Genomic DNA, 19,167 nt, shown 5'->3' with positions numbered 1-19,167 from the left:
CCGGTTTCGGCATTTCCGGGGCCCACCATCCGAAAGGGTGCGGCGGCCGGCTTCGGCATTTCCGAGGCCCACCATCCGAAAGGGTGCGGCGGCCGGTTTCGGCATTTCCGAGGCCCACCATCCGAAAGGGTGCGGCGGCCGGCTTCGGCATTTCCGGGGCCCACCATCCGAAAGGGTGCGGCGGCCGGTTTCGGCATTTCCGAGGCCCACCATCCGAATTTAGTCCGAACTCGGGGGCCTGCCATCCGGATTCTGCCCACGCCCCGGCCCAGGTACACGTCGAATGGACAGGTACATGCGGAATGCCGCGTGTACCTGTCCATTCGACGTGTTCCTGTGGGCCTGTCCCAAGCTTCGACGCCACAGAAAGATGCCGGGCGACCAGAAAGAAGTGGTGTACCGCATCTTTCTGGTCGCCCGGCGTCTTTCTGCGGGACGCGGGCGGACGAGGTGAGCGACGGGGAGGTGCGCGGTCGCGGTGCGGGCGGTCGAGGTGGGCGGCGGAAAGGTGCGCCGCGGCAATGAGGGCGGGTATGCGGGCGACGGGAGGTCCGCAGTCGCGATGCGGGCCGGGGGCGGGCCGCAAGGAGGGACGTGGCGGGCGAGGTGGGCGCGGGCCGTCATAAAGCATGACGGGGCTAGACTGCTTCGCATGACGAACACGGTCAGCACGAAGGAATCCGAGCACGCCACCGCCGCGGACGCCGCCGCAGACGCCACTGCAGCAGACACCGCAGCAGACACCGGCGCAGATACCACCACCCCGGCGACGTCCCCGACCGGCTCGATCCGCGCGTCCGCCGAACCGCTGGAGATCGCCGACCTCGGCGTGGTCGACTACGTGGACACGTGGCACAAGCAGGCCGAGGCCGCGGCCGCCCGCGCCGCCGGCGAAATCGGCGATCAGCTGTGGGCCCTGGAACACCCGAGCACGTACACGGCCGGCAAGCGCACGCAGCCGGAGGACCGTCCGGACAATGGCCTGCCCGTCGTCGACGTCGACCGCGGCGGCCGCATCACGTGGCACGGGCCGGGGCAGCTGGTGTGCTACCCGATCATCAAGCTCGCCGAACCGCTGGACGTCGTCGATTACGTGCGACGCATCGAAGAGGCCGTCATCCACGTCGTCCGCGACCTCGGCCTGGCCGACGCCGGCCGCGTCGAGGGACGTTCGGGCGTGTGGCTGCCGGCGGGCGTCGTCGGCGGGCAGCTGAAGCCGTCGCGCAAGGTCGCGGCGATCGGCATCCGCGTCACGCACGGGGTGACCATGCACGGCGTTTCGCTCAATTGCGACAACACCCTCGACCACTACGGGCACATCGTCCCGTGCGGCATCGCGGACGCCGGCGTGACCACTCTCAGCGAGGAGCTCGGCCGCGATGTCACCGTGGCGGACCTGCGGGAACCTTTGACTTCGGCTATCGCCGCCGCTCTCGACGGCACGCTCCGCGTCGAAAAGCACGATCTGTAGGGTGGGGGCCATGTCTACCGCACCTGAAGGTCGCCGCATGTTGCGCATCGAGGCGAAAAACGCCGAGACGCCCATCGAGCACAAGCCGTCCTGGATCCGCACCACCGCGAAGACGGGCCCCGAGTACAAGGCGATGAAGAAGCGCGTGTCCGGCGCGTCGCTGCACACCGTGTGCCAGGAGGCCAACTGCCCGAACTTGTACGAGTGCTGGGAGGACCGGGAGGCCACGTTCCTCATCGGCGGCGACCAGTGCACGCGCCGCTGCGATTTCTGCAACATCGCCACGGGCAAGCCGGAGCCGCTGGACCGCGACGAGCCGCGCCGCGTGGCCGAGTCGGTCCGCGAGATGGGCCTGCGCTACGCCACGGTGACGGGCGTCGCGCGCGATGATCTGGCCGATGGCGCGTCGTGGCTGTACGCGGAGACGTGCCGCCAGATCCGCGAGCTCAACCCGGGCACGGGCGTGGAGCTGCTGGTCGATGATTTCCGCGGCGACGGCGAGGCGGCGGAGGCCGTGTTCGAGGCCCGTCCGGACGTGTTCGCGCACAACATCGAGACGGTGCCGCGCATCTTCAAGAAGATCCGCCCGGCGTTCCGCTACGACCGCAGCCTGGAGATGATCTCCCGCGCCCGCGCCGCCGGCCTGGTCACGAAGTCGAACCTGATCTTGGGCATGGGCGAGGAGCGCGACGAGATCCTCGGCGCCATGCAGGATCTGCACGACGCCGGCTGCGACATCCTCACCATCACGCAGTACCTGCGCCCGTCGGCGATGCACCACCCGATCGACCGCTGGGTGAAGCCGGAGGAGTTCGTCGAGCTGTCGGAGGCCGCCTACGAGATGGGCTTCGCCGGCGTCATGGCGGGCCCGCTGGTGCGTTCGTCGTACCGCGCCGGCCGTCTGTTCGCCCGCGCGCTGGCCGCCCGCGGCGAGAAGCTGCCGGAGCACCTGTCGGCGCTGGGCGAGGACGTCTCCACCAACCAGGAGGCGTCGTCCCTGTTGGAGCGTTACGGCGCGTCGAAGGATTCCGAGGTCGCCCCGGCCCGCTAGCCCGGTCCCTCCCCGCTAACCCGGCCCCTCCCCTTCTTTCGCGTTTTTGCTTTGCGACGGCCCGGCCGCCACGTCATTCCGTGGCGGCCGGGCCTTCGGCGTGGGACGGTGGTCGTCGTCAAGCAAAAGGGGCGCCCGCCAACGCCCGGGCCTGTTTCATCCCCCGAAACGCGCATGCCCTAGAGTTGTGGCCATGGCGAACAAGGATGAGCTGAAGGCGGCGAAGAAGGCCCAGCGGTCGGCCAAGCGCGCGAAGCGCAAGGAGACCCGCGGCCAGTTGTGGCAGGCCTTCAAGCTGCAGAAGTCCCGCGACAAGAAGCTGATCCCGTACATGCTGCTGGGCCTGCTGGGCCCGGTGCTGGTGCTGTTGCTGATCGGTCTGCTGCTCGGTGGCATGTGGGTGTGGTTCCTGCCGCTGCTGGGCCTGTCGATCGGTTTCGCGGTGGCGATGTGGATCTTCACCAAGCGGTTGGAGGCGTCGTTCTACTCCGAGGCCGAGGGCCAGATGGGCGCGGCCGGCTGGGCGCTGGAGAACATGCGCTCGGGCGTCGGCGTGACGTGGCACGTCAAGACGGCGGCACAGGCGAACCAGCAGCTGGATGCGGTGCACCGCGTCATCGGCAACCCGGGCGTCGTCCTGGTCGGCGAGGGTGACCCGAACCGCGTCAAGTCGATGATGGCCCGCGAGAAGAAGACGCTGGCGCGTTTCCTCGGCGACACCCCGATCTACGAGATCATGGCGGGTTCGGGCGAGGGCCAGGTGCCTGTGAAGAAGCTGCAGCGCGAGATGCTGCGCTTCCCCCGCAACTACAACAAGGACCAGGCCAACAAGCTGGCGTCCCGCGTGGAGTCGATGGAGAAGATCCGCGATGCCCGCGCCGCGCTGCCGAAGGGCCCGCTGCCCAAGGGCGCCCGCCAGCAGTCTATGAACCGCCGCGCGCGCCGCATGCAGCAGCGCCAGGAGAAGCGGGACTAGCTTTTCCCCGGCTTTCCGGTTCGGTCTCCGCCGTCACCCCGTTCGGGGTGGCGGCGGTTTTGCCGTTTCGGGCATTTCCGTGTTTTTCCTGCTTAACGACGCCTCGGCGGCATCTTCGAGCGGCCGTCTCCTCGCCGGGAGCGGATCCGGGAAGTGTGCCACGATGGGGCTCGTGCAGATACTCGTCGAAAATCAGCTGTTGGCGTTGCTCGTCATCATGGTCCTCGGTTTGGCCATCGGCCAGATCAAGATCTTCGGTTTCAAGCTCGGCGTCGCCGCCGTGTTGTTCGTGGGCCTGGGCCTGGCCACGTTCGAGCCGGGGATCCACATCCCGCCGTTGATCTACATCCTCGGCCTGTCGCTGTTCGTGTACACGATCGGCTTGGAGTCGGGGCCGGAGTTCTTCGCGTCGCTGAAGTCGCGCGGCGTGCGGCACAACCTCTTCGGCCTGGGCATCCTGGCGTTCGTGGGCCTCGAGGCGCTGCTGATCATCAAGCTGTTCCCCATCGGCGAGGCGGAGGGCATCGGCACGTTCACCGGCGCCCTGACCAACACCCCGGCGCTGGCCGCGGTGGTCGATTCGCTGCCGCACGTCATCGCGGACGACCCCGACCTGGAGAGCAAGCTGGAGATGCCGGTCATCGGCTATTCGCTGGCGTATCCGATCGGCGTCATCGGCGTCATCGCCTCGGTGGCGATCATGTCCAAGGTGTTCCGGGTCAACCATGACAAGGAGGCCCTGGACGCGGGCGTGGCGGCGCTGCCGCTGCACACCCGACGCATCGAGGTCGAGCGCGCCGGCCTGCCGTCCGTGACGGACCTTCCGGGCAAGCTGGGCGTCGACGTGAGCATCTCGCGCATCGAGCACAAGGGCCGCCTGTACGTGCCGGCGGAGGGCGACACCATCGAGGTCGGCGACGTCGTGTCGGTCGTGGGCACCGAGGACGAGATCCCGGAGGCCGCGAAGCAGATCGGCACGCTGCTGCCGGGTGATCCGACGCACGACGGCCGGCTGGAGTTCCGCCGCATCTTCGTGTCGTCGGACACGGTCTGCGGCATCCCGCTGTCGCAGTTGCACCCGAAGATGAACGGCATGGTCATCACCCGCGTGCGCCGCGGTGACCTGGACATGGTGGCGTCGCCGGACATGAAGCTGGAGCTCGGCGACCGCGTACGTGTCGTGGCCACGCCGGACCGCATCAATTACGCGACGAAGTTCTTCGGCGACTCCTACAAGCGCCTGTCGGACGTCAACCTGTTTCCGCTGGTCCTGGGTCTGCTGCTCGGCGTGCTGCTGGGCATGATCCCGGTGCCGATCCCAGGTGGCGTGTCCATTTCGCTCGGCTCCGCCGGTGGTCCGCTGGTCGTCGCCCTGGTGCTCAGCGCCCTGGGCCGCACGGGCCCGCTGGTGTGGCCCATCCCCTACTCGGCGAACCTGGCGTTCCGCCAGGTCGGTCTGGCGCTGTTCCTCGCCGGCATCGGCACCACCGCCGGCGCGAGCTTCAAGGAGGCCCTGTCCGACCCGTCGTCGCTGACGGTGCTGGGCATGGCGGCGATCATCGCGCTGAGCTCCGCGATTCTGACGCTGGTCATCGGCCACAAGTTCCTGAAGATCCCCTTCGGCCAGACCGCCGGCATCCTCGCCGGCCTGCAGACCCACCCGGCGGTGCTGCAGTACGTCAACGACCACGCGAAGAACGAGCTGCCCGCGATGGGCTACTCCACGGTGTATCCGATGGCGATGATCGTGAAGATCATCATCGCCCAGCTGCTCGTGGTCGCACTGATGTAGCTGCGCCCGTGCCGGCGCAGCCCCACCGAGATTGATCCAACGGCGCCCGTGTTCCCGCAGCAATCCCCGGGGCTCCCCTCATGCGGGGTGGCCGGAACGTGGGCTTCGCCTCATCTGCACCCCGGTTGCACGCCCCGGCCGCCGGAGATCACGTGAGGGCCGCACCCCAGGGGCCCGCCGACCGCCCCGGTTTACGGATCACGGCAAAACGAAACCGCCGTCGCCCCTGGAAAGGGGTGCGACGGCGGTTTTCCGTTGTCACCGGGCCGGTGCCCATTCAGAGGCCCCCACGGCGGGAGGCCCCACGAGAGGACGCCCGGATCCTGGAGCCCGAATCCTGGGCCCGCTTCCGTGGGACCGGTTTCCGCTAACCGCGGACGACGGCGGTGCCGGTGGCGCGGTCGTGCATGCCGCGCAGGTCCGAATCCTGGATCGCCGGCGGCAGAAGCAGCAGGGTCAGGAAGGAACGCAGGAACGAGCGCCACAGACCGACGCGGGTGCCGGGGACGTCGACGCGGGCGACGCCCATGCCCAGCATCGCCTGGCCCGGGGTGCGGCCGAACAACCACACCGACACCGTGCCCACGACCAGGAAGATCAGCAGGGTCCAGGTCGCGGTGAACGACTGCCACGCGATGAACGGGTCGCCGAACTGCTCGAGCTGCTCATCGCTGGGGCCCGCGAACGGGTAGACGGCGGCGGTGAGGAACATGCTCACCACCCAGTCGATCAGGATGCCGCCCACGCGCCGCAGCAGCGACGCCTGTGACCCCTCCCCCGATTGGTTCAGCCCGAGGTTCTGCCCGGGGTACGAGGAAAGGTTGTCGGGGTCGTCGAATTGCCCGGGGACCTGGGGTCCTTCGAGCCAATTGCTCTTGTCGGCCATGGGGCCACAGTGTAGCGGCCCTTTGCTTTGCGACGAGCGTCGGCCGATTCGTCGTCAAGCAAAAAAGCCGGGCCACCGCGAAACCCCTCCCCGCATCGCGACCCGGCCCGAAACGGCCCGTGTGGCGCGCGTTACGTGGGCGGGGCGTAAACGGCGCGGGGGAATTTCGTTAAAGTGGATTACGACATTCGCCACGTAAGGAGTCGCACATGAGCTTCACCTCCCCCGCCGAGGTCGTCAAGTACATCGAGGAGGAGGGCATCGAGTTCGTCGACGTCCGCTTCACCGACGTCCCGGGAACCGAGCAGCACTTCACCATCCCGGCTTCGGCCTTCGACGAGGACGCCGCCGCCGAGGGACTGGCGTTCGACGGTTCGTCGATCCGCGGTTTCACCACCATCGACGAGTCCGACATGACCCTCCTGCCGGACCTGGGCACCGCGAAGATCGACCCGTTCCGCAAGGCCAAGACGCTGAACATCAAGTTCTTCGTCCATGACCCGTTCACGCTGGAGCCGTTCTCCCGTGATCCGCGCAACATCGCGCGCAAGGCCGAGGAGTACCTGCAGTCCACCGGCATCGCGGACACGTGCTTCTTCGGCGCGGAGGCGGAGTTCTACATCTTCGATTCCGTGAAGTTCCGCACCGACGCCCACGCCGGCTACTACGAGGTCGACTCCGTCGAGGGCTGGTGGAACCGCGGCAAGGACGAGAACCCGGACGGCTCCCCGAACCTGGGCTACAAGACCCGCATGAAGGGCGGCTACTTCCCCGTCGCGCCGTACGACCACTACCAGGATCTGCGCGACGAGATGTGCAAGCACCTGGCGGACGCGGGCTTCGAGCTGGAGCGCCAGCACCACGAGGTCGGCACCGGCGGCCAGCAGGAGATCAACTACAAGTTCAACTCCATGCTGCATGCGGCCGATGACCTGCAGAGCTTCAAGTACATCATCAAGAACGTCGCGTGGCGCAACGGCAAGTCCGTGACCTTCATGCCCAAGCCGCTGGCGGACGACAACGGCTCGGGCATGCACGCCCACATGTCGCTGTGGAAGGACGGCAAGCCGCTGTTCTTCGACGAGTCCGGCTACGGCGGCCTGTCCGACATGGCGCGCTACTTCATCGGCGGCATCCTGGAGCACGCCGGCGCGGTGCTGGCGTTCACCAACCCGACGCTGAACTCGTACCACCGCCTGGTCAAGGGCTTCGAGGCGCCGATCAACCTGGTGTACTCGCAGCGCAACCGTTCGGCGGCCGTGCGCATCCCGATCACCGGCTCGAACCCGAAGGCCAAGCGCGTCGAGTTCCGCGCCCCGGACCCGTCGGGCAACCCGTACCTGGGCTTCGCCGCGATGATGATGGCCGGCCTGGACGGCATCAAGAACCGCATCGAGCCGCACGCCCCGGTGGACAAGGACCTCTACGAGCTGCCGCCGGAGGAGGCCGCCGACATCCCGCAGGCGCCGACCTCGCTGGAGGCGTCCCTGCAGGCCCTGCGCGACGACCACGAGTTCCTGCTCGAGGGCGACGTGTTCACCGAGGACCTGATCCAGACGTACATCGATTACAAGTACACCACCGAGATCGAGCCCGTCCGCCTGCGTCCGACGCCGCAGGAGTTCGAGATGTACTACGACTGCTAGGTTCCGCTCCCGGCTTTTCGACGATCACCGCCCCGTTTCGGCCTTCTGGCCGGGCGGGGCGGTTTTCGTCGTGAAGCCGCCTCCAGTCGGATCTATGCTCGATGCCGAAAGCCTATTTTGATGGGGTGATTTCCGTTGAAGACCATGCAACGCCTCAGCGAGGCGTACCGGGGCGCCCGCGTCGAGAACATCGACGACGAGTCGCGGTACGTCATCATGAGCGACTGCCACCGCGGCGACGGGTCGAAGGCGGACGAATTCCTGAAGAACAAGAACTCCTACACCGCCGCCCTCGACCATTACTGGAACGAGGGATTCACCTACGTCGAAGCCGGCGACGGCGATGAACTCTGGGAATACGACTACAAGCACATCATCCGCGCCAATCGCGCCGTGTGGGAGCGTCAGCTGAAGTTCCACCGCGCCGGCCGGCTGATCCGGATGTGGGGCAACCACGACGTCGTTCTGCAGGATTCCGGCTTCGTGCGCGAGCACCTCTGGAACACGGAGCATCCCGGCACCGGCGTGGCCGGGCCGTTCTTCGCCGGACTCGTGCCCGTCGAGGCCGTGGTGTTCCGCCGGGACGACACCGGCCAGGAGATCCTTCTGGTCCACGGCCACCAGGGTGACCTGCCGAACGATCAGATTTGGCGTTTCAATCGCCTGATGGTGCGGTTTTTCTGGAAGTACATGCACCGGCTCGGGTTCAACAGCCCGACGAGCCCCGTCGCCAACTCGTACAAGCGGCACAAGGTGGAGCGCAATTACGTCAAGTGGATCCGCAAGAACCGCAAGGCACTCATCTGCGGCCACACCCACTGGGAGAAGTTCCCGGGCGACGGTGACATGCCGTATTTCAACGCCGGCAGTTGCGTCTACCCGTCGCACATCACCGCGCTGGAGATCGTCGGCGGCACCGTGGCGCTGGTGCGGTGGCGCGTCGACCCGAACGACGACGGCATCCTGCAGGTCACGCGGCGCGTGATCTCCGGCCCGGCGCCCATCGCGGACTTCGACATCCGGAACTGACCCCGGCCCGAAATCGGCCGTTTGTCACGGCTTGGCGACGACCCGCGGGGCACGTGTCTTTTTGTTTCCCGCAATGGGATAATGGCGTTCATGAACGCGAAAAGCACGGGCGCATCCCTCGGCCGACAGGCGAAGTCCCACGGCCGGCAGGCGAAGCGGAAAATCGACCACGGGGCGAACAAGACCGCCGATCATCCGGCGCTGACCATGCTGGCGCGCGCCGGCTACGTGGTCACGGGTCTGCTGCACCTGATCATCGGCTGGTTCGCCATCCGCATCGCCACCGGCGACAGCGGCGGCGAGGAGGCGTCGAACTCCGGCGCGCTGGCCGAGATCGCCCAGGCCCCGGGCGGCAAAATCCTGCTGTGGGTCGCGGTGGCGGGCCTGGCCGGACTCGCCCTGTGGCGGCTGATCGGCATCTTCGTCGAGGAGGAAGCCAAGGACAAGGCGAAGAGCCTGGTCCTGGCGCTGGTCTACACGTCGCTGGCCGTCACCACGTCGACGTTCGCCCGCGGCGGTTCCTCCTCCGACGGTGAGACGGCCACGGACGTCACGGCGAAGGTCCTGGAACAGCCGATGGGCGTGGCGCTCGTCGTCGCCGCCGGCGTGGTGGTCCTCGGCGTCGGCTTGTACAGCATTTGGAAGGGCGCCAGCCGGGGCTTCAAGGAGGACCTCGAGGCCGGCGCCGAATCCGGCCACGTCGGGTCGGCCATCGTCACCGCGGGCGTCGTCGGCTACATCGCCCGCGGCATCGCGTTCGGTATCCTGGGCGTGCTCATCGCCATGGCGGCCATCACCAATGATCCCGAAAAGGCCGCCGGCCTCGACTCCGCGCTGCGCACACTGGGCCAGCAGCCCGCGGGCTCGGTCATGCTCATCGTCGTCGGCGTCGGCGTGGCCCTCTACGGCCTGTACAGCATCGCCCGCGCACGGTACGTGCGCCGCTGACGCCGCTCCCGCGCCTTTCCGCGCCACGTGGGCGTCGTAAAGCGCCCTACCCCAGGCCAGTCTCGCGCAGCGTGATGTTGATGCGCCCCGCCCCCAGCCCGCAGCCGGCGGGCGCCGTACCCGCGTGCACGGCCGTGACCCCGTGGTACGCCAGGCGCGACGCGCCGCCGAATACGAACGCGTCACCGGACTCGAGCACCACGTCCCGGTACGGGCGATTGCGGTTGTCGGAGTTGCCGAAGCGGAACGTGCACGCGTCGCCGATGGACAGGCTCACCACGGGCGCGCGGCTGACCTCGTCGCGGTCCTGGTGCATGCCCATCCGCGCGTCGGCGTCGTACCAGTTGGCCAGCGCGGCATCCGGGGTGTAGCTCTGCGTGGGCCCGGGGATTCCGCTTGACGACGGCCCCGCGCCCCCACCGTCCGCCGCGGTCCCGCGAAGCAGCGTGGAGCCCGCCGCGGTCTCCTCCACCGTCGCCGCCGCCTCGACGGCCGAGCGGCCCAGGCGCACCATCCAGTCGGGAAACGGCAGGACGGGGTTGCCGTTGACGTCGATCGCGGTGCGCGTGTACTCGTACGGCCGCCAATGCCAGCCCAGGCACACGGTGCGCACGCTCATCGGTTTGCCGTGGATGGCGGCGGCGCGGGCGGGCACGGGGCCGGCGGCCCACTCGCGGAAACGATCGGCCAGCCACGCCTGCTGCCGCAGATCCAGGAACCCCGGCAGCCACACCGCGCCCGGCGCGATGACCGCGTCGGGTCGGGGATCCGGGTGGGCGTCGAAAAGCGTGGGCATGGTCCGATCGTAGGCCCGAAACACCACGGTTATGACAGTGGCGCAGCTCACAACAGGTGTTACATGCGCGAAACACGCAGGAACGGGATGCGAAACCTCGGTCCCATAATTTCGTTTTCGTCAGATAGCGAGGGCCGGGACGTCCCGGCGCCTCGCCCGCACATTCCCCGACAGTCCAATCGAGGAGTCACCGTGGGCTTCACCTCCCCCGACCAGGTCATCAAGTACATCGAGGACGAAGGCGTCGAGTTCATCGACGTCCGCTTCACCGATGTCCCCGGCATCGAGCAGCACTTCACCATCCCGGCGTCGGCCTTCGACGAGGATGCCGCTGCCGAGGGCCTGGCCTTCGACGGTTCGTCCGTCCGAGGGTTCACCACCATCGACGAGTCCGACATGGCGCTGCTGCCCGACCTGGCGACCGCGACCCTCGATCCCTTCCGCAAGGCCAAGACGCTGAACATCAAGTTCTTCGTCAACGACCCCTTCACCCTCGAGCCGTTCTCCCGCGACCCCCGCAACATCGCCCGCAAGGCCGAGGAGTACCTGCAGTCCACCGGCATCGCCGACACCTGCTTCTTCGGAGCCGAGGCGGAGTTCTACATCTTCGACAAGGTCCGCTACTCCACCGAGATGAACGCCGGCTTCTACGAGGTCGACTCCGTCGAGGGCTGGTGGAACCGCGGCAAGGAGAACAACCCCGACGGGACGCCGAACCTGGGCTACAAGACCCGCATGAAGGGCGGCTACTTCCCCGTCGCACCGTACGACCACTACCAGGACCTGCGCGACGAAATGTGCCTCAACCTGGAGCAGGCCGGCTTCGACCTGGAGCGCGCCCACCATGAGGTCGGCACCGGCGGCCAGCAGGAGATCAACTACAAGTTCAACACGCTGCTCCACGCCGCCGACGACATCCAGAGCTTCAAGTACATCATCAAGTCCACGGCCTGGCGCAACAACAAGTCCGTGACCTTCATGCCCAAGCCGCTGTCCGGCGACAACGGCTCCGGCATGCACTGCCACCAGTCGCTGTGGAAGGACGGCAAGCCGCTGTTCCACGACGAGGCCGGCTACGCGGGCCTGTCCGACATCGCCCGGTTCTACATCGGCGGCATCCTCAAGCACGCCGGCGCGGTGCTCGCCTTCACCAATCCGACCCTGAACTCGTACCACCGCCTGGTCAAGGGCTTCGAGGCCCCGATCAACCTGGTGTACTCGCAGCGCAACCGCTCCGCTGCGGTCCGCATCCCGATCACCGGCTCCAACCCGAAGGCCAAGCGCATCGAGTTCCGCGCCCCGGACCCGTCGGGCAACCCCTACCTGGCGTTCTCGGCGATGATGATGGCCGGCCTGGACGGCATCAAGAACCGCATCGAGCCCCATGCCCCCGTGGACAAGGACCTCTACGAGCTTCCCCCGGAGGAGGCCGCCGACATCCCGCAGGCGCCGACCTCCCTGGAGGCCGCGCTGGAGGCGCTGCGCAACGACCACGAGTTCCTCCTCGAGGGCGACGTGTTCACCGAGGACCTCATCGAGACGTACATCGCCTACAAGTACGAAAACGAAATCGAGCCCGTCCGCCTGCGCCCCACGCCGCAGGAGTTCGAGATGTACTACGACTGCTAGGCGCCGCCAGTCGCTTTCCGACGCCCCGCTTCGGCCATCCGGCCGGGCGGGGCGTCGTCGTGAAGCTTTTGCGGTGAAGCCATCTCCGGTCGGCTCTATGCTCGGTTGGGAGAGCAGATTTCTTTTTGGAGTGATCCCGTTGAAGACCATGCAGCGCCTCACGGAGGCGTACCGAGGTGCTCGCATCAAGCCCATCGATGACGGGACGCGGTACGTCATCATGAGCGATTGCCATCGCGGGGACGGGTCGAAGTCGGACGAATTCCTGAAGAACAAGAACTCCTACACCGCCGCGCTCGACCACTACTGGAATGAGGGCTTCACCTACGTCGAGGCCGGCGACGGTGACGAGTTGTGGGAGTACGACTACAAGCACATCATCCGCGCCAACCGGGCCGTGTGGGAACGCCATCTCAAGTTCCACCGCGCCGGCCGGCTGATCCGGATGTGGGGCAACCACGACGTCATGCTCCAGAATCCGGGGTTCGTGCGCGAGCATCTGTGGCGCACCGAGCATCCCGGCACCGGCGAGGACAGGGAGTTCTTCGATGGGCTCGTGCCGGTCGAGGCGGTGCTGTTCCGCCGGGGTGGCACCGGCCAGGAGCTCCTGCTCGTCCACGGCCACCAGGGGGACCTGCCGAATGACCAGGCGTGGCGCTTCAACCGCTTCTGGTTGCGGGTTTTCTGGAAGTACATGCACAGGCTCGGCTTCCACAGCCCGACGAGCCCCGTCGCGAACTCGTACAAGCGGCACAAGGTGGAGCGCAACTACGTCAAGTGGATCCGAAAGAACCGGGTGGCGCTTATCTGCGGCCACACGCACTGGGAGAAGTTCCCGCGCGACGGTGACTTGCCGTACTTCAACGCCGGCAGTTGCGTCTACCCGTCGCACATCACGGCGCTGGAAATCGTCGGCGGCACCGTGGCGCTGGTCCGGTGGCGCGTCGACCCCAACGAGGACGGAATCCTGCAGGTGACGCGGCGCGTGATCTCGGGGCCGAAGCCCATCGAGGACTTCGACATCCGGGACTGACCGTCGGCAAGCGTCCCGTGCCCGTTCCACCCGGGGAGAAGTCCCTCCCCCACCTGCGGCTCCGGTGAAGATCGCTCACGAGGACAGGGCGGCGCGGGTGGCCCACAATCGGTGCATGCATATTGCCGCCGCCGGATCCGGCTGGTCGAAAAGCCGCATCCTGATGCTCACCGACTGCTACGCGCCGACGGTGAATGGCGTGGTCAGGTCGATTGTCGACCTCGCGGACGGCCTCCGCGACGCGGGCCACGACGTTCGGGTGCTCACGTTCGGGGAGGGGCTCGGCACGTCCTTCGATGGCCACGTGTACCGGTTGCCGTCGGTGAGCGCGGGTGCGGTGTACCCGCACGCGCGGATTGGCCAGATGATCGGGCGGCGCGTCCTGCGGCTCGTCGCGGAGTGGGCGCCGGACGTGGTGCACAGCCACACGGAGTTTTCGGCGTTCCTGTGGGCGCGGGCCATCGCGCGGAGCACCGGCGCCGCGCTCGTGCACACGTACCACACGCTGTACGCCGACTACACGCACTATTTCTGCCCGAGCGAGCGCATCGGACGGGCGCTGGTGCGGTCGTGCACGCGGCACGTGATGAACCGCCCCGACCGCATCATCGCGCCGACGGGCAAGGTGGCGTCGGTGCTGCGGGACTATGGGGTGGGGTGCCCGGTCGACGTCATCGGCACGGGCGTGGACCTGGGGCGTTTCCGCCCCGATGTGCTTGCCGACGCCGCCGGCCCCGCGCCCAATTCGACGTCCGGCTCCGCCTCCCGGGATCTCGCGGCCGCCGTCGGCCTCTCCCCCGGCGTCCCGACGGTCCTGACCGTCGGCCGCATCGCCGCGGAGAAAAACCTCCGCGAGTCGCTGGCGTTGCTGGCGCGGCTGGACGTCCCGTGGCAGTGGCTCATCGTGGGCGATGGCCCGGATGCCGGGAACGTCCGCGACCACGTCGGCAAGCTCGGTGTCGGCGACCGCGTGCACATGACCGGCGCGGTGCCCGCCGACGAGGTGCCCCGGTATTACGGGCTGGGCGACGTGTTCCTGACGTCGTCGCGCAGCGAGACGCAGGGCCTGACCTGCCTGGAGTCGCTGGCGTCGGGCGTGCCGGTGGTGTGCCCCGCCGATGAGGCGTTCGCGGGCGTCGTCGTCGACGGGATCAACGGGCACCGATACACCGGCGCCGACGACTTCGTTGCGGCGATGACCGCCTTGCTTTCCGACGCCGACCTGCGGCGCTCGCGATCCATCGCGGCGCGCAGGAGCGCGGGCGCGCTGGGCCGCGACCGGTTCGTCGCCGAGGTGCTGGCCGCGTACGGGCGGGCGCGGGCCGATGCGATGACCCGGTGCCGCGGCATCCTCCGCCGGCGCGATGCGGTGCGGGTGCGGGTCCGGTGACTACCGAGCGCGGGTGCGGGTGCAGTGACTACCGAGCCGGGGTGCGGGACCAGATGTCCGCGCAATCGGCGCAGGAGTCGTCGGCGATGACGCCCCCGCGCTGCAGCTGCGCGTAAAGCCAGCAGCCGAGGCAGAAGCCGGCGAAGGCCTCGAGGCCCACGGCGACCAGGAACACGGCGAGGATGCCGACCGCCACGAACGGCGCGCCCGCGACCAGCGCCGTCAGCGCCGCGGCCGCGAACACCACGCCGATGCCCTGGGCGAACCGCTTCGGGGCGGCGGACGTCAGCCGCGGCTCACCGAACAGCGGCGCCAGGAAATGCACCGACAGGCGCCCGAACGGCGACAACTTCGGCCCCGAGATGACCCGCAGCACGAAACCGATGAAGAGCACGGCGGCCAACGCGACGGCCACGCCGCCCGCGCCCGCCCTCCCCGACCCGGCGGCGGCCCCGTCGGCAAGCGCGGCCTGCCGGCGGACGCTAGGCGTTGACCTCCGCGCGGATCTTGTGCTTCATGATCTTGCCCGAGGGATTGCGGGGCAGACCCTTCGCGATGATGACTTCGCGCGGGATCTTGTACTTCGCGAGCTTCTCGGACAGGTGGCTGCGCAGCTCATCGACGCCGAGATGCTGCCCGTCGGACGTCACCACCACGGCGACGACCGTTTCACCCCACTCCGGATGGGAACGGCCGACGACGGCGACGTCGCGCACCCGCTCGATGCCGCGGATCGCCTCCTCCACCTCGTTGGAGTACACGTTCTCGCCGCCCGTGATGATGATGTCCTTCTTGCGGTCGATGACGTAGACGTACCCGTCCTCGTCCACGCGGCCGATGTCGCCGGTGCGGTACCAGCCGTCGATGAACGCCTCGGCGGTATCGCGCGGGTTGGACATGTACACCTCCATGACGCTGTCGGTGCGCATCCAAATCTCTCCCTCGCCGCCGGCCTCGACGTCATGGCCATGGTCGTCGATGACCTTCAAATCAACGCCGAGCATGCCGCCCTTGCCGATGGAACCGGCCTTGCGGACCTGGTCCGCGGGCTTGAGGACCGCGCCGGCCGGGCCGGTCTCCGTCATTCCGTAAACCTGGTAGAAGTTCTGCGTGCCATAGGCGTCGATGAGCATGCGGGCCATGTCCTCGCCCAGCGGTGCCGCACCGTAGATCAGCTTGTCGGCGGCACTGAGGTCGTAGTCCTTCGGAGACTCACCCTCGGCCTTCGCCATCTGGACCGGGCCGATGAAGGCGATCGGCGCACCGAACACCGAGGTGATCTTCTCGCGCTCCATCAGGGGGAAGAACTCGGCCGGGTCGTAGTCGCGCATGAGCACGACGGTCGCGCCGACGAACATCATCGTCAGCAGCCAGTTGTTCAGCGGGGACGCGTGCCAGATGGGCATGGCCATGAGGAAGCGGTCGTCGCCGGTGAAGTGGATGTTGGCCGTGACGTTCGGGGCGATGGAACTGACGCCCCGGTGCGTGTGGACGCAACCCTTCGGGGCGCTGGTCGTGCCCGAGGTGTAGAGGATCTGCGCGTACTCGGTGTCCTCCGCGAGCGGGCCCGAGAACGGTTCGGCGTCGTCGACCGCCCGGTCGAAGGTGCCGCCCTCCCAGCTGGTGGTCATCCACTCGAAGCCCGGCGCGCCCTCCCGCGCGGCCTCCACGAGCTCCTCCGACGCGATGCCGAGGACGGCGCCCGAATGGCCGGCGATGTGCTCGAGTTCCGGCCCGGTGAGCTTGTGGTTCACCGGGACGAGGACGGCGCCCATCCGCCACAGGCCGTACATGGCGACCACGAAACCGGGGTCGTTGTACGTCATGACCAGCACGCGGTCACCGGGCAGGACGTTCTTCGACTCGAACACGGTGGCCGCCCGGTCGGCGGCGTCGCGCAGTTCGCGGAACGTCATTTCCCGGTCGCCCCACTTGAGTGCGGTGTGGTGCGGTCGGCGACGAACGGTCGCGTCCAGGACATCGACGAGATTCATGGATTTCTTCCCTCCAAGTGGTTGCGCAATGTAGCGTGGGTCACATTGAACCACAGTTCAATTCTTGAGCGAAAGGTTTTCCGGGGATGGCCTACAAACCGACGGAAGAGACGCGGCGCAAGGGCGTCGCCAAGCGCAGGCGCATCATCGACGTCGCGCACGGACTCCTGTCCACGGGCGGTTTCGCGGCGGCGACCGTGCGCAGGACCGCCGACGGGGCGGGCATTTCGACGGGCTCGGTGTACTCCTACTTCGGCAGCCGGGACGAGCTGCTCGCGGAGCTGTTCCGGGAGCTCGCCTCCCATGAGTTCGCCGTGGTCGACCAGACCGTCCGCGCCGCGGAACCCGCGGCCCGGCAGCGCCTCACCGCCCTGGTGGAGACCTTCGCCCGGCGCGCCCTGCATGCCCCGCAGACGGCGGAGTCACTTCTGTTCGAGCCGGTGAACCCGCTCGTCGAGGCCGAGCGCCTGAAGTTCCGCCGCCGGTACCACGGGCTCATCGTCGAAATCCTCGAGCAGGGCATCGGCGACGGGACCCTGCCCGCCCAAGATCCCGAGGTTTCGGCCCGCGCCATCACCGGCGCCATCGCCGAGGCCCTCATGGGCCGCCTGTCCCCCGAGCCATCCGAGGCGGACCCAGAAACACTCATCGCCAACATCGTCACTTTTTGCATCCGAGCAGTTGCATCCGAGCAGTAGGAGTATCAGCGTGAGCCCCACCCATACCGTCCTCAACCAGGCGGCGCCGCGCGTCGACGTCAACGAGTTCACCGCGAACACGGCGCTCGTCGAGTCGGTGGCGAAGTTCGCCCCCGCCGCCGACACCGCGAAGCTCGAGGAGATCGGCCGCGTCGTCGGCACGGCGGGCTACCAGCGGGACGCGGAAATCGCGAACACGATCACGCCCGTCCACCACTCCCACGACCGCTGGGGGAACCGCGTCGACGACGTCGAGTTCCACCCCTCCTACCACCGCATCATGGGCCAGTCGGTCGAGTGGGGGCTGCATACGTCGGCGTGGGCATCCCCCGGCCCGGGCGCGAACGTGGAGCGGGCGGCGGGGTTCATGCTCGCCAGCCAGATCGAGGCCGGCCACGGGTGCCCCATCTCCATGACGCACGCGGTGGTTCCGGCGCTGCGCTACTCCCCCGGCATCGCCGACGAGTGGGAGCCGAAGCTCCTGTCCACCGACTACGACCCCGAGCTGCGCGACCCCGCCACGAAGCAGGGAGTCATCTTCGGCATGGCCATGACGGAGAAACAGGGTGGCTCGGACGTCCGCGCGAACACGACCACGGCGACGCCGAACGCGGACGGCACGTACACGCTGCGGGGCCACAAGTGGTTCTGCTCGGCCCCGCAGTCCGATGCTTTCCTCGTGCTCGCCCAGCTGGAGGAGGGACTGAGCTGTTTCCTCGTGCCGCGCATCCTCCCGGGCGGCGAACGCAACCCGTTCTACGTGCAGCGGCTGAAGAACAAGCTGGGCAACAAGTCGAATTCCTCGTCGGAGATTGAGCTCGACGGCACCATCGGGCATCTCGTCGGCGAACCCGGCCGTGGGGTGCGCACCATCATCGAGATGGTCAACCGCACCCGCCTGGACTGCGTCCTCGGCGCTGCCGCCGGCATGCGCCAGGTCGTCGCCGAGGCGTCGTGGCATGCCCGGCACCGCAAGGCTTTCGGGGCGACGCTCATCGACCAGCCGGCCATGACGAACGTCATCGCCGACCTCCACCTGGAGGCCGAGGCCGCCACGTGGCTGGCGCTGAGCCTCGCCGCGGATCACGACGATCCGGCCCAGGCGTCCTACCGCCGGTTGGCCACCGCCGTCGGCAAGTACTGGGTGTGCAAGCGCGGCCCCCATCACGCGTACGAGGGGATGGAGTGCCTCGGCGGAAACGGCTACACCGAGCTGTTCCCCCTGGCGCGCCGCTACCGCGAGCAGCCGGTGCTGGCGATTTGGGAGGGCTCCGGCAACGTCATGGCGCTGGACGTGCTGCGCGCGATGGCGAAGGAACCCAAGGCGTTCGCCGCCTTCGACGAGCGCATGGCGCGCTCGGCGGGCTCCCACGAGCTTTACGACGCCCAGCTCGCCCGCACCCGCGATCTCGTCGGCCAGGCCGCGAAGAACCCGGCCGGCGCACCCGCAATCGCGCGCCGCCTCATCGAGGCCATGGCCCTGACGATGCAGACGCAGACGCTCATCGAGCACGCACCCGACGCCGTCGCCGACGCCTACATCCGCGGCCGCCTGTCCGGCGACCGCGGCATCGAATACGGCACCCTGCCCGAAGGCACCGACGTCAAGGCGCTCGTCGAGCGCGCGTGACCGTGTGAGACCCGCCCATTTCAACGGATCCCGCACAAATCACCCCCGCAGGCCGCCCCTATCGACCCGGTGCCTCACTGGAGAAAGACCACCGGACGAACATATGTTTGAACCCGTCCTGGCCCGATCCCCGGAGCGCATTCCTTCCGGTGAATAAGATGAGCTTATACGCGCGAACAACACGCGCGTGATATCCGG

The 19,167-nt window shown here is 68.0% G+C and carries 16 protein-coding genes; 12 read left to right on the top strand and 4 right to left on the bottom strand.

The window, feature by feature from the left end; translation table 11 throughout:
- Positions 1-652 precede the first annotated feature (652 nt).
- The 4 genes from lipB to CX1_RS02065 all read left to right on the top strand — a co-directional run bounded on the left by lipB (position 653) and on the right by CX1_RS02065 (position 5,290).
- Complete coding sequence (lipB, locus tag CX1_RS02080) at positions 653-1,471, top strand: lipoyl(octanoyl) transferase LipB (protein WP_082718999.1); 819 nt, start codon at positions 653-655, stop codon at positions 1,469-1,471.
- 10 nt (positions 1,472-1,481) lie between these two features.
- Positions 1,482-2,522, top strand: coding sequence for a lipoyl synthase (gene lipA / locus CX1_RS02075; RefSeq protein ID WP_046649410.1), 1,041 nt, complete (start codon positions 1,482-1,484; stop codon positions 2,520-2,522).
- 193 nt (positions 2,523-2,715) lie between these two features.
- Positions 2,716-3,498 carry a DUF4191 domain-containing protein gene (locus tag CX1_RS02070; RefSeq protein ID WP_046649409.1) on the top strand — a complete coding sequence of 261 codons (783 nt, stop codon included), beginning with the start codon at positions 2,716-2,718 and terminating at the stop codon, positions 3,496-3,498.
- A 172-nt stretch (positions 3,499-3,670) separates the two neighbouring features.
- Complete coding sequence (locus CX1_RS02065; protein ID WP_174520134.1) at positions 3,671-5,290, top strand: aspartate:alanine exchanger family transporter; 1,620 nt, start codon at positions 3,671-3,673, stop codon at positions 5,288-5,290.
- A gap of 367 nt (positions 5,291-5,657) precedes the next feature.
- On the opposite strand, the gene CX1_RS02060 is transcribed toward CX1_RS02065, so the two are convergent.
- On the bottom strand, positions 5,658-6,176 hold the full coding sequence (locus tag CX1_RS02060; protein WP_046649406.1) for an RDD family protein: 519 nt from the start codon (positions 6,174-6,176) through the stop codon (positions 5,658-5,660).
- 209 nt (positions 6,177-6,385) lie between these two features.
- Between CX1_RS02060 and glnA (CX1_RS02055) the strand changes: the two genes are divergently transcribed.
- The 3 genes from glnA (CX1_RS02055) (at position 6,386) to CX1_RS02045 (ending at position 9,799) form a co-directional block, all read left to right on the top strand.
- A complete protein-coding gene (gene glnA, locus CX1_RS02055) occupies positions 6,386-7,822 on the top strand; it encodes a type I glutamate--ammonia ligase (RefSeq protein WP_060925191.1) in 1,437 nt (478 codons plus the stop codon).
- A gap of 144 nt (positions 7,823-7,966) precedes the next feature.
- Positions 7,967-8,851 carry a metallophosphoesterase family protein gene (locus tag CX1_RS02050; RefSeq protein WP_082719051.1) on the top strand — a complete coding sequence of 295 codons (885 nt, stop codon included), beginning with the start codon at positions 7,967-7,969 and terminating at the stop codon, positions 8,849-8,851.
- Between the two features lie 90 nt (positions 8,852-8,941).
- Positions 8,942-9,799 (top strand): DUF1206 domain-containing protein, encoded by an 858-nt coding sequence (locus CX1_RS02045; RefSeq protein WP_052753237.1) that lies wholly within the window; start codon positions 8,942-8,944, stop codon positions 9,797-9,799.
- A gap of 46 nt (positions 9,800-9,845) precedes the next feature.
- Here CX1_RS02045 and CX1_RS02040 read toward each other — a convergent pair whose 3' ends face one another.
- Positions 9,846-10,595 carry an alpha-ketoglutarate-dependent dioxygenase AlkB family protein gene (locus CX1_RS02040; RefSeq protein ID WP_046650658.1) on the bottom strand — a complete coding sequence of 250 codons (750 nt, stop codon included), beginning with the start codon at positions 10,593-10,595 and terminating at the stop codon, positions 9,846-9,848.
- 192 nt (positions 10,596-10,787) lie between these two features.
- Here CX1_RS02040 and glnA (CX1_RS02035) point away from each other — a divergent pair, with 192 nt between their 5' ends.
- The 3 genes from glnA (CX1_RS02035) to CX1_RS02025 all read left to right on the top strand — a co-directional run bounded on the left by glnA (CX1_RS02035) (position 10,788) and on the right by CX1_RS02025 (position 14,647).
- Entirely contained in the window at positions 10,788-12,224 is a 1,437-nt protein-coding gene (gene glnA, locus CX1_RS02035) for a type I glutamate--ammonia ligase (protein WP_060925189.1), read from the top strand.
- Between the two features lie 130 nt (positions 12,225-12,354).
- Positions 12,355-13,257, top strand: a complete 903-nt coding sequence (locus CX1_RS02030; RefSeq protein ID WP_060925188.1) for a metallophosphoesterase family protein — start codon at positions 12,355-12,357, stop codon at positions 13,255-13,257.
- Between the two features lie 115 nt (positions 13,258-13,372).
- On the top strand, positions 13,373-14,647 hold the full coding sequence (locus tag CX1_RS02025) for a glycosyltransferase (protein ID WP_217994754.1): 1,275 nt from the start codon (positions 13,373-13,375) through the stop codon (positions 14,645-14,647).
- Between the two features lie 28 nt (positions 14,648-14,675).
- Here CX1_RS02025 and CX1_RS02020 read toward each other — a convergent pair whose 3' ends face one another.
- Positions 14,676-15,062, bottom strand: coding sequence for a DUF4395 domain-containing protein (locus CX1_RS02020; RefSeq protein ID WP_052753035.1), 387 nt, complete (start codon positions 15,060-15,062; stop codon positions 14,676-14,678).
- Between the two features lie 67 nt (positions 15,063-15,129).
- The gene (locus CX1_RS02015; RefSeq protein WP_046649595.1) at positions 15,130-16,641 is read right to left on the bottom strand and encodes a class I adenylate-forming enzyme family protein; all 1,512 of its coding nucleotides are present in this window, start codon (positions 16,639-16,641) and stop codon (positions 15,130-15,132) included.
- Positions 16,642-16,727: 86 nt separating this feature from the next.
- On the opposite strand from CX1_RS02015, the gene CX1_RS02010 reads away from it, so the two are divergent.
- Complete coding sequence (locus CX1_RS02010; RefSeq protein ID WP_046649594.1) at positions 16,728-17,339, top strand: TetR/AcrR family transcriptional regulator; 612 nt, start codon at positions 16,728-16,730, stop codon at positions 17,337-17,339.
- 10 nt (positions 17,340-17,349) lie between these two features.
- The gene (locus tag CX1_RS02005) at positions 17,350-18,969 is read left to right on the top strand and encodes an acyl-CoA dehydrogenase family protein (protein ID WP_082718998.1); all 1,620 of its coding nucleotides are present in this window, start codon (positions 17,350-17,352) and stop codon (positions 18,967-18,969) included.
- The last annotated feature ends 198 nt before the right edge of the window (positions 18,970-19,167 follow it).

This window comes from Corynebacterium xerosis NBRC 16721 = ATCC 373, assembly GCF_001552415.1.
In the GTDB taxonomy this organism is placed as follows: domain Bacteria; phylum Actinomycetota; class Actinomycetes; order Mycobacteriales; family Mycobacteriaceae; genus Corynebacterium; species Corynebacterium xerosis.
Note: the sequence above shows the minus strand (reverse complement) of the source record. Positions and strands in the feature narration are given on the sequence as shown.

Bases quoted from the DNA above. Each gene is read 5' to 3' on its own strand.
- CX1_RS02040 (WP_046650658.1), bottom strand. From the start codon at position 10,595: ATGCCCACGCTTTTCGACGCCCACCCGGATCCCCGACCCGACGCGGTC.
- CX1_RS02015 (WP_046649595.1), bottom strand. From the start codon at position 16,641: ATGAATCTCGTCGATGTCCTGGACGCGACCGTTCGTCGCCGACCGCAC.
- CX1_RS02060 (WP_046649406.1), bottom strand. From the start codon at position 6,176: ATGGCCGACAAGAGCAATTGGCTCGAAGGACCCCAGGTCCCCGGGCAA.
- lipB (WP_082718999.1), top strand. From the start codon at position 653: ATGACGAACACGGTCAGCACGAAGGAATCCGAGCACGCCACCGCCGCG.
- CX1_RS02070 (WP_046649409.1), top strand. From the start codon at position 2,716: ATGGCGAACAAGGATGAGCTGAAGGCGGCGAAGAAGGCCCAGCGGTCG.
- CX1_RS02025 (WP_217994754.1), top strand. From the start codon at position 13,373: ATGCATATTGCCGCCGCCGGATCCGGCTGGTCGAAAAGCCGCATCCTG.
- lipA (WP_046649410.1), top strand. From the start codon at position 1,482: ATGTCTACCGCACCTGAAGGTCGCCGCATGTTGCGCATCGAGGCGAAA.
- CX1_RS02050 (WP_082719051.1), top strand. From the start codon at position 7,967: ATGCAACGCCTCAGCGAGGCGTACCGGGGCGCCCGCGTCGAGAACATC.
- CX1_RS02045 (WP_052753237.1), top strand. From the start codon at position 8,942: ATGAACGCGAAAAGCACGGGCGCATCCCTCGGCCGACAGGCGAAGTCC.
- glnA (WP_060925191.1), top strand. From the start codon at position 6,386: ATGAGCTTCACCTCCCCCGCCGAGGTCGTCAAGTACATCGAGGAGGAG.
- CX1_RS02010 (WP_046649594.1), top strand. From the start codon at position 16,728: ATGGCCTACAAACCGACGGAAGAGACGCGGCGCAAGGGCGTCGCCAAG.